The organism is Pseudocitrobacter cyperus, assembly GCF_039889165.1.
Taxonomy (GTDB): Bacteria; Pseudomonadota; Gammaproteobacteria; order Enterobacterales; family Enterobacteriaceae; genus Pseudocitrobacter; species Pseudocitrobacter cyperus.
In genome coordinates this window covers 29598-42762 of the sequence record NZ_JAYMYY010000010.1, presented here as the reverse complement: position 1 = coordinate 42762, position 13165 = coordinate 29598, and the positions used below count along the sequence as shown (strand labels likewise).

Here is a 13165-nt window from a genome sequence, read left to right as displayed (position 1 = left end):
ATCAATGGACGTTTCTTACCTGCTCGACAGCCTTAATGACAAACAGCGCGAAGCCGTCGCCGCCTCGCGCACTAACATGCTGGTGCTGGCTGGGGCGGGCAGTGGTAAGACGCGTGTGCTGGTGCACCGTATCGCCTGGCTGATGACCGTGGAAAACTGCTCGCCGTATTCCATCATGGCAGTGACGTTTACCAACAAAGCGGCGGCGGAGATGCGCCACCGTATCGGGCAACTGATGGGCACCACGCAGGGCGGCATGTGGGTTGGCACCTTCCACGGGCTGGCGCACCGCTTATTGCGCGCGCACCACCTGGACGCCAATCTGCCGCAGGATTTTCAAATCCTTGATAGTGAAGACCAACTGCGCCTGCTGAAGCGTCTGATCAAAGCGATGAACCTCGACGAGAAGCAGTGGCCGCCGCGTCAGGCGATGTGGTACATCAACAGCCAGAAAGACGAAGGGCTGCGCCCGCACCACATTCAGAGCTACGGCAATCCGGTCGAACAAACCTGGCAGAAGGTTTATCAGGCCTATCAGGAAGCCTGCGATCGCGCAGGCCTGGTGGATTTTGCCGAGCTGCTGCTGCGAGCCCACGAACTGTGGCTCAACAAGCCGCACATCCTTCAACACTACCGTGAACGCTTCACCAATATCCTGGTCGACGAATTTCAGGATACCAACAATATTCAGTACGCATGGATCCGTCTGCTGGCGGGCGATACCGGCAAAGTGATGATCGTCGGCGATGATGACCAGTCAATCTACGGCTGGCGTGGTGCGCAGGTGGAAAACATCCAGCGCTTCCTGAACGATTTCCCCGGTGCTGAAACTATCCGTCTGGAGCAGAACTACCGTTCTACCAGCAACATTCTGAGCGCGGCCAACGCCCTGATTGAAAACAACAACGGGCGTCTCGGTAAAAAACTGTGGACTGACGGTGCGGATGGCGAGCCGATTTCGCTCTATTGCGCCTTCAACGAGCTCGACGAAGCGCGCTTCGTGGTCAATCGCATCAAAACCTGGCAGGACAACGGCGGCGCGCTGGATCAGTGTGCCATTCTATATCGCAGCAACGCCCAGTCGCGCGTGCTGGAAGAGGCGTTACTTCAGGCGAGCATGCCGTATCGCATTTACGGCGGTATGCGATTCTTCGAACGCCAGGAAATCAAAGATGCGCTCTCTTATCTGCGCCTGATCGCCAACCGCAATGATGACGCGGCGTTTGAACGCGTGGTCAACACCCCGACGCGTGGTATCGGCGACCGCACCCTTGATGTGGTGCGCCAGACCTCCCGCGATCGCCAGCTCACGCTGTGGCAGTCTTGCCGCGAGCTGTTGCAGGAAAAAGCGCTGGCAGGGCGCGCTGCAAGCGCATTACAGCGCTTTATGGAACTGATTGATGCCCTGGCGCAGGAAACGGCAGATATGCCGCTGCACGTGCAGACAGACCGCGTAGTGAAAGACTCCGGCCTGCGCATGATGTACGAGCAGGAAAAAGGCGAAAAGGGCCAGACGCGAATCGAAAACTTAGATGAACTGGTGACGGCAACGCGCCAGTTTGCGTACAACGAAGAAGACGAAGATTTAATGCCGCTGCAGGCATTCCTCTCTCATGCCGCGCTGGAAGCGGGGGAAGGGCAGGCGGATACCTGGCAGGATGCGGTGCAACTGATGACGCTGCACTCAGCGAAAGGGCTGGAGTTCCCACAGGTGTTTATCGTCGGTATGGAAGAAGGCATGTTCCCGAGCCAGATGTCGCTGGAAGAGGGCGGACGTCTGGAAGAGGAGCGCCGTCTGGCCTACGTTGGCGTGACGCGCGCGATGCAAAAACTGACCTTAACCTACGCCGAAACTCGCCGCTTGTACGGTAAAGAGGTGTATCACCGTCCGTCTCGTTTCATCGGGGAATTACCGGAAAACTGCGTGGAAGAGGTGCGCCTGCGCGCGACCGTCAGCCGCCCGGTGAGTCATCAACGCATGGGGACGCCGATAGCGGAGAACGATACGGGTTACAAACTCGGTCAGCGCGTGCGCCACGCTAAGTTTGGTGAGGGCACGATCGTTAACCTGGAGGGCAGTGGCGAACACAGTCGCTTACAGGTGGCATTCCAGGGGCAAGGCATCAAATGGCTGGTCGCGGCATACGCGAAGCTGGAAACGGTCTAACTATCCGAAAAATATCGTTATTTTTTGAGGGTCTGCTAGCCTTACAGTGAATGAGGTAAATCTTACCATTTAGCATTCCGTTGCGTGTTGACGCGGTTTTTTTGCTGGCGTAACATGCGCGCACGATTACGCTAAGAGGACAAATGCCTTGGACACACCCAGTAGATGCTGGCTCACTCTCCTGTCATTCAGGAACAACTCCTAAGGCTATCCTCTTATGCTGATAGCCTTAGCGGTTGTCGGCGACTCGTGTCATTTCCCCGTCGCAATGAGTCAGGCTGTTTAATGGTCTGAAACCCAATTTGTTTCTGTGTGCCCACCGGCTGTCCGATAATTTTTTGCATTGGGAGTCCCGGTCATGCTGAGCGCATTTCAACTGGAAAAAAATCGTTTAACACGTCTTGAGGCGGATGAAATCAATCATCTCGCCAGTTCGGTGTGGGTTGATTTAGTCGAACCTGACGATGAAGAACGAAACCGTGTGCAAAAGGAATTGGGTCAGAACCTGGCCACGCGCCCCGAACTGGAAGACATCGAAGCATCCGCGCGTTTCTTTGAAGATGAAGACGGCCTGCATATCCACTCCTTCTTCTTTTATGAAGACGCGGACGATCACGCAGGTAACTCTACCGTCGCATTCACCATCCGCGAAGGGCGGCTTTTCACCCTGCGCGAACGTGAACTGCCCGCGTTTCGTCTTTACCGTATGCGCGCCCGTAACCAGTCAATGGTTGACGGTAACGCCTACGAACTGCTGCTCGATCTGTTCGAAACCAAGATTGAGCAACTTGCGGATGAAATCGAAAACATCTACAGCGATCTGGAAAAACTGAGCCGCGTCATCATGGAAGGTCATCAAGGTGATGAATATGACGAGGCGCTCTCGACGCTGGCAGAACTGGAAGATATTGGCTGGAAGGTACGTTTGTGTCTGATGGATACGCAGCGCGCGCTGAACTTCCTGGTGCGCAAGGCGCGCTTACCGGCGGTGCAACTGGAGCAGGCGCGCGAGATCCTGCGAGATATCGAATCCCTGCTGCCGCACAACGAATCACTGTTCCAGAAGGTCAACTTCCTGATGCAGGCGGCGATGGGTTTTATCAACATTGAGCAGAACCGCATCATCAAGATCTTCTCGGTGGTATCCGTGGTCTTCCTGCCGCCGACGCTTGTGGCCTCCAGCTACGGGATGAACTTCGAGTTCATGCCGGAGCTGAAGTGGAGCTTCGGCTACCCTGGCGCGATTATCTTTATGATGCTCGCGGGCCTGGCGCCGTATCTGTACTTTAAGCGGAAGAACTGGTTGTAAGGATGTTGCCGGATGGCGTTGCGCCATCCGGCAAACGGTTATCCCCGGCGTCCCCGCCGCTGCGTATACACCGCATCCATAATAAAGATCGCCAGTGCCACCCAGATAAAGGCAAATGTCACCATTTTATCGGCACCTGGCGTTTCACCGTAGAAGGTCACCGCCAGGATAAACATCAGGGTTGGGCCGATATACTGGAAGAAGCCCAGCGTCGATAAGCGTAAACGGGTTGCTGCACCGGTGAAACAGAGCAACGGAATCGTCGTCACCACGCCCGCGGCAACCAGCAACAGGTTCAACGACAAACTGTTACTGCCCATGTGACTGGTGGCGCTATCGGCGATACCAAACAGATAGATGGCTGCCACCGGCAGTAGCCACAGGGTTTCAAACAGCATGCCGGTTTGCGCATCGACGGCAATTTTTTTGCGCACCAGGCCGTAAAACGCGAAGCTGAACGCCAGCCCCAGGGCGATAATCGGCAATGAACCAAACGTCCAGAGCTGCACCAGCACGCCGCAGGCGGCGAGGACGACCGCCAGCCACTGCATCCGGCGGAAGCGCTCGCCAAGAAAAATCATCCCCAGCAGGATATTCACCAGCGGGTTGATAAAGTACCCCAGGCTCGCTTCCAGCATATGGTGATTATTTACCGCCCAGATAAACAGTAGCCAGTTGCCGCCAATCAGCACGGCGGAAAGCGCCAGCATGAAAATTTTCTTCGGCGTTTGCAGCAGCGTTTTTACCATCGGCCACTGACGGCTAATGCTAATCAGCGCCACCATGAAGAAGAAAGACCAGATCACACGGTGAGTCAGGATCTCATCCGCGGGTACGTAATAGATAAGCTTGAAGTACGCCGGAGCAATACCCCAAATAAAATAAGCGGCGAGAGCGAGAAGTACGCCCTGCCGCGTCTGTTTGGCATCCATCGGAATCATCCGTTACAAAAAAGTAAACTGATTTTACCCGATTTTACTGTTTAACCCACCATATATGTGGCAGTTGCGCTGGCAATGTGTACCTGCTCTTCGTTGTGCAACTCAACGCGCGCGACGGCAACTTTGTTACCTGCGCGCAGCAGAGTGCTGGTGGCAGTGAAGCGATTGCCGCGGCCTGGGCGTAAATAGTCGACGCGCAAATCGATGGTGCCCATACGGGAGAGGCGCTGGCGTAACTCCTCTTCGTTGATCGTGTCGTGGCGGGTTAGCGTGCTGCCCACACACACCAGGCCTGCTGCGACATCCAGCGCAGACGCGATTACGCCGCCGTGCAGAATACTCTGCGCCCAGTTACCGACCATCATCGGCTGGTTGTTAAAGTTGAGTTTGGCGAACTCTTTTTCATAGCGCTCCAGCTCCAGGCCAAGCGCCCGGTTGAACGGCATGTGATAAACAAAGATTTCTCCGACCAGCTTAAGCGCGGCATCGGCGGTGAGTTCAGCAGACATAACAACCCTTACAATAGTTAACGAAATGTTGATTTTATGCCTGTGAAATGTTGTTTTCCAGATTAGGAATGGATTACTGAACAACAAATAGGTAAGTATGTAGAATGAGTGCCATGCAAACATTCGAAATATATATTTATTGTTCAGGAGAACATGACTGATGCAGCTCACCCGGAGTTGGTTATTGGCGGCAGTGCTGCCTGTTTCAGCGTTCGCGCAGGAAGCGACAATTAAATCGGTTCACGACACCCCAGCCGTCAAAGGGAGTATTATCGCCAACCTGTTACAGGAGCATGATAATCCCTTCACGCTTTACCCGTATGAAAGCAACTATCTGCTTTACACCTGGACCAGCGATGTTAATAAAGAGGCCATCAGTTCTTATGACTGGGCTGAACACGCACGCAAAGACGAAGTAAAATTCCAGTTGAGCCTCGCCTTCCCGCTGTGGCGCGGTATCCTGGGCGATAACTCTGTGCTGGGCGCCTCTTATACCCAGCGCTCCTGGTGGCAGTTGTCTAACAGTGATGAGTCCGCGCCGTTCCGTGAAACCAATTACGAACCGCAGTTGTTCCTCGGCTTTGCCACTGATTACTCGTGGGCGGGCTGGACATTACGCGATGTGGAATTTGGTTTTAACCATGATTCAAACGGTCGTTCCGAACCTACTTCCCGTAGCTGGAACCGCCTCTATACGCGTTTAATGGCGCAGAACGGCAACTGGCTGGTGGAGGTAAAACCCTGGTACGTGCTGGGCAACTCCAGCGATAACCCGGATATCACCAAATATATGGGCTACTATCGCCTGAAAGTCGGTTATCAGTTGGGGGATGCTGTGCTAAGCGCGCAGGGCCAGTACAACTGGAACACCGGCTACGGCGGCGCGGAAGTGGGCGTGAGCTATCCTGTCAGCAAACATGTTCGCCTTTATACGCAGGTTTATAGCGGCTATGGCGAATCGTTGATTGACTACAATTTCAATCAGACGCGCGTAGGCGTGGGTGTGATGCTTAACGATCTGTTTTAACGCAGGCTTTCCTTCGTTGTTGCGAGCATGGCCGAAGGAATTTGTCTAAAACGTTGCAGTTTAGAACGCAGGCGCTGAAAATAGCGCCTGTTTTTATTTTTCGGTAAACGGAGTCAATGTGGCACAGGCGGAAGTATTAAATCAGGAATCGCTGGCTAAACAGGTTTTGCAGGAAACCTTTGGCTACCAGCAGTTCCGCCCGGGCCAGGAAAACATCATTGATACCGTGCTTGAAGGGCGCGATTGTCTGGTCGTGATGCCCACCGGCGGCGGTAAGTCGCTCTGCTATCAAATTCCCGCGCTGGTACTTAACGGCCTGACGGTGGTGGTCTCGCCATTGATCTCGCTGATGAAAGACCAGGTCGATCAGTTGATCGCCAATGGCGTGGCGGCGGCCTGCATTAACTCAACGCAGAGCCGCGAGCAGCAGCAGGAAGTGATGGCGGGTTGTCGTACCGGGCAGATTCGTTTGCTCTATATCGCGCCGGAACGCCTGATGCTGGATAACTTCCTCGAACATCTCGCCCACTGGAACCCGGTGATGCTGGCGGTGGATGAGGCGCACTGTATTTCTCAGTGGGGGCATGATTTCCGCCCGGAATATGCCGCATTAGGCCAGCTTCGCCAGCGTTTTCCTGCGCTGCCGTTTATGGCGCTTACCGCGACGGCGGATGACACTACCCGCCGCGATATTGTTCGCCTGCTGGGGCTGAACGATCCGTTAATTCAGGTGAGCAGCTTCGACCGCCCGAATATTCGCTACATGTTGATGGAAAAGTTTAAGCCGCTCGATCAGCTCATGCGCTATGTGCAGGAGCAGCGCGGGAAATCGGGCATCATCTACTGTAACAGCCGTTCAAAAGTGGAAGACACCGCAGCGCGTCTGCAAAGCCGGGGAATCAGCGCGGCGGCGTATCATGCCGGGCTGGAAAATACGGTACGTGCCGATGTGCAGGAGAAATTTCAGCGCGATGATTTGCAAATCGTCGTTGCCACCGTGGCATTCGGTATGGGGATCAACAAGCCCAACGTGCGTTTTGTTGTGCATTTCGACATTCCGCGCAACATCGAATCCTACTACCAGGAAACGGGGCGCGCCGGACGTGATGGCCTGCCCGCAGAAGCGATGCTGTTTTACGATCCGGCAGATATGGCGTGGTTGCGCCGTTGCCTGGAAGAGAAACCCGCCGGGCCGCTACAGGATATCGAACGGCATAAGCTCAACGCGATGGGCGCCTTTGCCGAAGCGCAAACCTGCCGTCGTCTGGTGCTGCTGAACTACTTTGGCGAAGGGCGTCAGGAGCCATGCGGTAACTGCGATATCTGCCTCGATCCCCCGAAGCAGTACGATGGCTTACAGGACGCGCAAATCGCACTTTCCACTATCTATCGGGTGAATCAACGCTTTGGTATGGGCTACGTGGTCGAGGTTATTCGCGGCGCCAATAACCAGCGTATCCGCGAATTTGGTCACGACAAACTGAAAGTGTATGGCATGGGGCGCGAGAAGAGCCATGAGCACTGGGTGAGCGTGATTCGCCAGTTGATTCATTTGGGCTTTGCGATGCAGAACATTGCTCAGCACTCGGCTTTACAACTGACGGATGCGGCGCGTCCTGTCGTGCGAGGCGAAATTCCGTTGATGCTGGCGGTGCCGCGTATTGTTGCTCTCAAGCCACGTGTGATGCAGAAAGCCGCAGTCGGTAACTATGACCGAAAACTGTTCGCCAAACTGCGCAAGCTGCGTAAAGCCATTGCCGATGAAGAAAACATTCCGCCATACGTGGTCTTCAACGATGCGACACTGATTGAAATGGCAGAGCAGATGCCCGTATCCGCCAGCGAAATGCTCAGTGTTAACGGTGTGGGGATGCGTAAGCTGGAGCGCTTTGGCAAAGAGTTTATGGCGCTGATCCGCGCGCACGTCGATGGCGATGATGATGAGTAGTCATCGGGCATAAAAAGTGCCAATATGGATGCTCACTGAATTATTCCCCGCGAGTACGTTATGTTAACTCTGTTTCTGACCGTGGCGCTGGTACACATCATTGCCTTGATGAGCCCGGGCCCGGACTTCTTTTTCGTGTCGCAGACCGCGATCAGTCGCTCCCGTAAAGAAGCGATGATGGGTGTGCTTGGCATTACCTGTGGTGTGATGGTGTGGGCTGGCGTGGCGTTGCTTGGTTTGAACCTGATCATCGAGAAAATGGCGTGGCTGCACACCATTATTATGGTGGGTGGTGGCCTGTATCTGTGCTGGATGGGGTATCAGATGCTGCGCAGCGCGTTGAAAAAAGAGACTCACAACGCACAAGAACCGCAGGTAGAACTGGCAAAGAGCGGCCGTAGCTTTATGAAAGGGCTGCTGACCAACCTGGCAAACCCGAAAGCAATTATTTACTTCGGCTCGGTGTTCTCACTGTTCGTCGGTGACAGCGTCGGCGCGGATGCGCGCTGGGGCATATTCCTGATGATCATCCTCGAAACGCTGGCATGGTTTACCGTAGTAGCGAGCCTGTTCGCACTGCCGGCGATGCGTCGCGGATACCAGAAAGCGGCGAAGTGGATTGACGGCTTTGCTGGTACGCTGTTCGCGGGCTTCGGCATTCATTTAATTATTTCGCGCTGAGTGTTTGACCCACCCTGGCGGCATCGGGGTGGGTTATTGGCTTAGTGCTGAAGCTGTTTAAGGTCGTCCTGCGAAAGGCCGGTCATTTCCATGATGGTCTGAAAATCAAACCCGCGCTGCAGCATGGCTTTTGCGACGTCGAGAAGGGCGAGTTGTTTACCTTCTTTACGCCCTTCCCGTCTTCCTTTCACGCATGTCTGGCCGACGCCAGCAGCGCGCCAACCAGCATAAACAACGAGCCAAATACTTTGTTTAGCGCCTTCATCTGGCGTGGGCCTTTAATCCAGCTCGCGATTCGTTGTGCGAGGGTGGCATAGCCAATCATCACAATAATATCGACCACAATGGTGGTGATGCCGAGCACCACATACTGCATTACCTGTGGCTGATGGGGCACGATAAACTGTGGGAACAGCGCCGCCAGGAAGACGATGCTTTTGGGGTTGGTCAGGTTGACGAACACGGCGCGCCTGTAAAGACGCGAGCGTGACTGAGATTGCGCCAGCGTATTCAGGTCGATAGCGCCCGCTGCCCGCCACTGTTGGATGCCGAGCCAGATAAGATAGGCTGCCCCCGCCCATTTCAGTACTTCAAAGGCGAGCACGGAACGAGAGAACAACGTGCCTAACCCCACACCGACCAGAACGATGTGAATACCCAATCCAGTCTGCAACCCCGCGATCGACGCGACCGCGCCGCGATAGCCGTGGCTAATGGATGTGGTCATGGTGTTGATCGCGCCGGAGCCCGGCGACAGGCTGAGAATAATCGAGGTTAGCAGGTAGGCGAACCACCACTCAAAGGTCATGAGAATCTCCCTGGGTATCTGTTTTTATGCCACAATACGCTATTGTATGGGTGTTGTGTCAGGCCCCACAAAAAAACGATTTTCAGCGGTTAGCAGGGGTGGAAGCCCGATGTTTCAGCAGCAAAAGGACTGGGATACAAGAGAAAACGCGTTTGCGGCGTTTGCGATGGGGCCGCTGACAGATTTCTGGCGTCAGCGTGAAGAGGCTGAGTTTCGTGGCGTGGATAACGTTGCGGTACGCTTCGTTCGCTTTTGCTCCGAGCATCACGATCGCGTTGTTGTTATTTGTCCCGGTCGTATCGAAAGCTACGTTAAGTATGCCGAACTGGCTTACGATCTCTTCCATAGTGGGTTCGATGTTTTGATAATCGACCACCGGGGGCAAGGTCGTTCAGGTCGTATGCTATCGGACACGCACCGTGGCCATGTGGTAAAATTCAGCGATTATGTGGACGATCTGGCGGCATTCTGGGAACAGGAAGTCGCGCCCGGTCATTGGCGTAAACGGTTTATCCTTGCGCACTCGATGGGCGGTGCGATTGCTACGCTGTTTTTACAACGCTATCCGCATCAGTGTGATGCACTCGCGCTTTGTGCGCCGATGTTCGGTATTATCATGCGTCTGCCGGAATGGATGATCCGCCATATTCTCGATTGGGCTGAGGGCCATCAGCGTCTTCGGGAAGGGTATGCTATTGGCACCGGGCGCTGGCGTGCGCTGCCGTTTAGCCTCAATGTCCTGACGCACAGCCGCCAGCGTTATCGGCGTAATCTGCGTTTTTATGCCGATGAGCCGCGTCTGCGCGTGGGCGGGCCCACCTATCACTGGGTTCGCGAGGGCATTATTGCGGGCGAGCAGATTATCGCTGGCGCGCCAGACGATACGCTGCCGACGCTCATCATTCAGGCAGAAGAAGAACGTGTGGTGGATAACCGCATGCACCACCGTTATTGTGAACTTCGCTCCGAGGCGGGGCATCCCTGTGAAGGGGGTAAACCGCTGGTCATCCAGGGCGCGTACCATGAGATCCTTTTCGAAAAGGACGCCATGCGCTCGGTCGCACTCAAAGCTATCGTCGATTTTTTCTATCGACACACTTAAACCGGCATTTATGCCGCCAGGCTTAAAGGTAGAACTTTCTTATGTACCAGGTTGTTGCATCTGATTTAGATGGCACGCTCCTCTCTCCCGATCATCGCCTTACGCCCTATGCGAAAGAGACGCTGAAATTGCTGACCGAAAAAGGGCTTCATTTCGTGTTTGCGACTGGTCGCCACCACATCGATGTGGGGCAGATCCGCGATAATCTCGGGATTGAGGCCTACATGATCACCTCCAATGGTGCACGTGTACACGACACCGATGGTAATTTGCTGTTTGCGCATAACCTCGATCGCGATATCGCGGCCGACCTTTTTGGGGTGATGCACACCAGCCCCGATATCATCACCAATGTTTATCGCAATGATGAATGGTTTATGAACCGCCATCGCCCGGAAGAGATGCGTTTCTTCAAAGAAGCGGTGTTTAACTACCAGCTCTTCGAACCGGGTCTGCTGGAGCCGGAAGGTGTGAGCAAGGTCTTTTTCACCAGCGATAATCACGAAGTCTTATTGCCGCTGGAGCAGGCGATTAATGCGCGCTGGGGCGACCGTGTGAACGTCAGCTTCTCAACGCTCACCTGCCTGGAAGTGATGGCGGGCGGTGTCTCCAAAGGCCATGCGCTGGAAGCGGTGGCGAAAAAACTGGGTTATAGCCTGAAAGACTGCATCGCCTTTGGCGATGGCATGAACGATGCCGAGATGCTGTCAATGGCGGGAAAAGGCTGCATTATGGCCGGAGCGCATCAGCGTCTGAAGGATCTGCACCCGGAGCTGGAAGTGATTGGTTCTAACGCGGATGATGCTGTGCCGCACTACCTGCGTAAACTGTATCTTGCTTAAAAAATGACGATTGAGTATTTATTGCTCAGTCGTCAACCCATCTCTTCGCTACAATGCGTGTTCATCTTCCTGAGAGACATTCATTGTGGCGCTACTCATTATCACCACTATTCTGTGGGCTTTCTCTTTTAGCTTTTACGGCGAATATCTGGCCGGACACGTCGACAGCTATTTTGCCGTGCTGATGCGCGTTGGCCTGGCGGCGCTGGTATTTCTGCCGTTTCTGCGTACTCGTGGTAATAGCGTTAAAACGGTCGGTTTATACATGCTGGTGGGGGCGATGCAGCTTGGCATTATGTATATGCTCAGTTTCCGCGCCTATCTCTATCTGACCGTTTCCGAACTGTTGCTCTTTACCGTGCTGACGCCGCTCTATATCACCCTGATTTATGACCTGATGAGCAGGCGTCGCTTGCGTTGGGGTTACGCGTTTAGTGCGCTGCTGGCGGTAATTGGCGCCGGGATCATTCGCTATGATCAAGTCACCAATCACTTCTGGATCGGCCTGCTGCTGGTGCAGCTCTCCAATATCACGTTCGCGATTGGCATGGTGGGCTACAAACGCCTGATGGAAATCCGCCCGATGCCGCAGCACAACGCTTTTGCCTGGTTTTATCTTGGCGCGTTTCTGGTGGCTATTGTTGCGTGGTCGCTGCTGGGCAACGCGCAGAAGATGCCGGAGACCACGCTGCAATGGGGGATTCTGGTGTTTCTTGGTGTGGTGGCATCAGGGATTGGTTACTTCATGTGGAACTACGGCGCCACCCAGGTAGACGCCGGAACGCTCGGCATTATGAATAATATGCACGTACCGGCCGGGCTGCTGGTTAACCTGGCTATCTGGCATAAACAGCCGCACTGGCCGACCTTTATCACAGGCGCGCTGGTGATCCTGGCTTCGCTGTGGGTACATCGAAAGTGGGTCGCTCCGCGTTCTTCACAAAAGGCAGATGATCGCAGGCGTGATTCCGCGCTGAACGAATAAACGCTTCCGTTACCGGCTGATGCTGCTCGCCATCGCGCACGGCGGCGTACAGTCGGCTCCATAATCCCTCGCCCAGCGTTTTTGTCACCACCAGACCCTGGCGCTCGAAACTCTCCACCACCCAGTGCGGCAGCGCGGCAATGCCCATTCGGGCGGCAACCATCTGAATCAACAATAATGTGTTATCGACGCTTTTCAGCGACGGGCTGACGCCTGCCGGTTGCAGGAAATGGCGCCAGATATCCAGACGGGTGCGCTGTACCGGGTAGATCAGCAGCGTTTCGTTGGCCATATCTTCCGGCGTGATACGCGTTTTCGTGGCCAGCGGATGGTCAGGCGCCAGCACCAGGCGGACTTCGTAATCAAACATTGGCGAATAGTGCAGCCCGCTGCGAGGCAGAATATCGGAGGTCATGACCAGATCCAGCTCACCCTGCTGTAATGCCGGCTGTGGGTCAAACGTAACGCCGGATTTAAAATCCATCTCAACCTGCGGCCAGTTTTTATGGAAGCTTTCCAGTGCAGGCGTCAGCCACTGAATACAGCTATGGCACTCAATGGCGATACGCAGACGTGCCTGTTGCGGCTCGTTACAGGCCTGAAGTGCCTGGCTGATTTGCGGCAGCACCTGGTTTGCCAACTGGAGCAGAATTTCACCCTGCGGCGTAAAGCGCAGCGGCTGGCTCTTACGTACAAATAGCCGAAAGCCAAGGCGCTGTTCCAGATCGCTGAACTGGTGGGAAAGGGCGGACTGGGTCTGATGCAGCGTAGCCGCCGCAGCGGCGAGCGACCCGCAATTCCGCAACGCTTGCAGCGTTTTCAGATGTTTTACTTCGATCATGAAAG

14 protein-coding genes are annotated in these 13165 nt (G+C 54.7%); 9 read left to right on the top strand and 5 right to left on the bottom strand.

The window, feature by feature from the left end:
• The first annotated feature begins 4 nt into the window (after nucleotides 1–4).
• From uvrD to corA, 3 genes are all read left to right on the top strand, one after another.
• Complete coding sequence (uvrD, locus tag VSR74_RS21415) at nucleotides 5–2167, top strand: DNA helicase II (protein ID WP_347796574.1); 2163 nt, start codon at nucleotides 5–7, stop codon at nucleotides 2165–2167.
• A gap of 148 nt (nucleotides 2168–2315) precedes the next feature.
• Nucleotides 2316–2372 (top strand): YsgD/CorL family protein, encoded by a 57-nt coding sequence (gene ysgD, locus VSR74_RS23280; RefSeq protein ID WP_350435819.1) that lies wholly within the window; start codon nucleotides 2316–2318, stop codon nucleotides 2370–2372.
• A 153-nt stretch (nucleotides 2373–2525) separates the two neighbouring features.
• Complete coding sequence (gene corA / locus VSR74_RS21410) at nucleotides 2526–3476, top strand: magnesium/cobalt transporter CorA (RefSeq protein ID WP_347796573.1); 951 nt, start codon at nucleotides 2526–2528, stop codon at nucleotides 3474–3476.
• A 38-nt stretch (nucleotides 3477–3514) separates the two neighbouring features.
• Here corA and rarD read toward each other — a convergent pair whose 3' ends face one another.
• A complete protein-coding gene (gene rarD / locus VSR74_RS21405) occupies nucleotides 3515–4408 on the bottom strand; it encodes an EamA family transporter RarD (RefSeq protein WP_347796572.1) in 894 nt (297 codons plus the stop codon).
• A 50-nt stretch (nucleotides 4409–4458) separates the two neighbouring features.
• A complete protein-coding gene (gene yigI / locus VSR74_RS21400) occupies nucleotides 4459–4926 on the bottom strand; it encodes an acyl-CoA thioesterase YigI (RefSeq protein WP_347796571.1) in 468 nt (155 codons plus the stop codon).
• 160 nt (nucleotides 4927–5086) lie between these two features.
• On the opposite strand from yigI, the gene pldA reads away from it, so the two are divergent.
• The 3 genes from pldA to rhtC all read left to right on the top strand — a co-directional run bounded on the left by pldA (nucleotide 5087) and on the right by rhtC (nucleotide 8582).
• On the top strand, nucleotides 5087–5953 hold the full coding sequence (gene pldA, locus VSR74_RS21395; RefSeq protein ID WP_347796570.1) for a phospholipase A: 867 nt from the start codon (nucleotides 5087–5089) through the stop codon (nucleotides 5951–5953).
• 118 nt (nucleotides 5954–6071) lie between these two features.
• Entirely contained in the window at nucleotides 6072–7901 is a 1830-nt protein-coding gene (gene recQ, locus VSR74_RS21390; RefSeq protein ID WP_347796569.1) for an ATP-dependent DNA helicase RecQ, read from the top strand.
• A gap of 60 nt (nucleotides 7902–7961) precedes the next feature.
• Nucleotides 7962–8582 (top strand): threonine export protein RhtC, encoded by a 621-nt coding sequence (rhtC, locus tag VSR74_RS21385; protein WP_347796568.1) that lies wholly within the window; start codon nucleotides 7962–7964, stop codon nucleotides 8580–8582.
• A 41-nt stretch (nucleotides 8583–8623) separates the two neighbouring features.
• Here the strand turns inward: rhtC and VSR74_RS21380 are convergent, their stop codons facing one another.
• Together VSR74_RS21380 and rhtB are read right to left on the bottom strand one after the other, a co-directional pair.
• Nucleotides 8624–8773, bottom strand: coding sequence for a hypothetical protein (locus VSR74_RS21380; RefSeq protein ID WP_411914277.1), 150 nt, complete (start codon nucleotides 8771–8773; stop codon nucleotides 8624–8626).
• Nucleotides 8770–9390: a homoserine/homoserine lactone efflux protein gene (rhtB, locus tag VSR74_RS21375; RefSeq protein ID WP_347796567.1), complete on the bottom strand. Its 621-nt coding sequence runs from the start codon at nucleotides 9388–9390 to the stop codon at nucleotides 8770–8772. The genes VSR74_RS21380 and rhtB overlap by 4 nt, the downstream gene beginning before the upstream one ends.
• A 109-nt stretch (nucleotides 9391–9499) precedes the next feature.
• On the opposite strand from rhtB, the gene pldB reads away from it, so the two are divergent.
• The 3 genes from pldB to bioP all read left to right on the top strand — a co-directional run bounded on the left by pldB (nucleotide 9500) and on the right by bioP (nucleotide 12319).
• Nucleotides 9500–10492, top strand: coding sequence for a lysophospholipase L2 (pldB, locus tag VSR74_RS21370; RefSeq protein WP_347796566.1), 993 nt, complete (start codon nucleotides 9500–9502; stop codon nucleotides 10490–10492).
• 41 nt (nucleotides 10493–10533) lie between these two features.
• Complete coding sequence (yigL, locus tag VSR74_RS21365; protein WP_347796565.1) at nucleotides 10534–11334, top strand: sugar/pyridoxal phosphate phosphatase YigL; 801 nt, start codon at nucleotides 10534–10536, stop codon at nucleotides 11332–11334.
• A gap of 85 nt (nucleotides 11335–11419) precedes the next feature.
• The gene (gene bioP / locus VSR74_RS21360) at nucleotides 11420–12319 is read left to right on the top strand and encodes a biotin transporter (protein WP_347796564.1); all 900 of its coding nucleotides are present in this window, start codon (nucleotides 11420–11422) and stop codon (nucleotides 12317–12319) included.
• Here the strand turns inward: bioP and metR are convergent.
• On the bottom strand, nucleotides 12207–13160 hold the full coding sequence (gene metR / locus VSR74_RS21355; RefSeq protein WP_347796563.1) for an HTH-type transcriptional regulator MetR: 954 nt from the start codon (nucleotides 13158–13160) through the stop codon (nucleotides 12207–12209). The two genes, bioP and metR, sit on opposite strands and share 113 nt — an antisense overlap.
• Nucleotides 13161–13165: the final 5 nt, after the last annotated feature.

Excerpts from the sequence above, each read along its gene's own strand:
- uvrD (WP_347796574.1), top strand. The coding sequence starts at position 5 with ATGGACGTTTCTTACCTGCTCGACAGCCTTAATGACAAACAGCGCGAA.
- corA (WP_347796573.1), top strand. The coding sequence starts at position 2,526 with ATGCTGAGCGCATTTCAACTGGAAAAAAATCGTTTAACACGTCTTGAG.
- rarD (WP_347796572.1), bottom strand. The coding sequence starts at position 4,408 with ATGGATGCCAAACAGACGCGGCAGGGCGTACTTCTCGCTCTCGCCGCT.
- yigI (WP_347796571.1), bottom strand. The coding sequence starts at position 4,926 with ATGTCTGCTGAACTCACCGCCGATGCCGCGCTTAAGCTGGTCGGAGAA.
- pldA (WP_347796570.1), top strand. The coding sequence starts at position 5,087 with ATGCAGCTCACCCGGAGTTGGTTATTGGCGGCAGTGCTGCCTGTTTCA.
- rhtC (WP_347796568.1), top strand. The coding sequence starts at position 7,962 with ATGTTAACTCTGTTTCTGACCGTGGCGCTGGTACACATCATTGCCTTG.
- rhtB (WP_347796567.1), bottom strand. The coding sequence starts at position 9,390 with ATGACCTTTGAGTGGTGGTTCGCCTACCTGCTAACCTCGATTATTCTC.
- pldB (WP_347796566.1), top strand. The coding sequence starts at position 9,500 with ATGTTTCAGCAGCAAAAGGACTGGGATACAAGAGAAAACGCGTTTGCG.
- yigL (WP_347796565.1), top strand. The coding sequence starts at position 10,534 with ATGTACCAGGTTGTTGCATCTGATTTAGATGGCACGCTCCTCTCTCCC.
- metR (WP_347796563.1), bottom strand. The coding sequence starts at position 13,160 with ATGATCGAAGTAAAACATCTGAAAACGCTGCAAGCGTTGCGGAATTGC.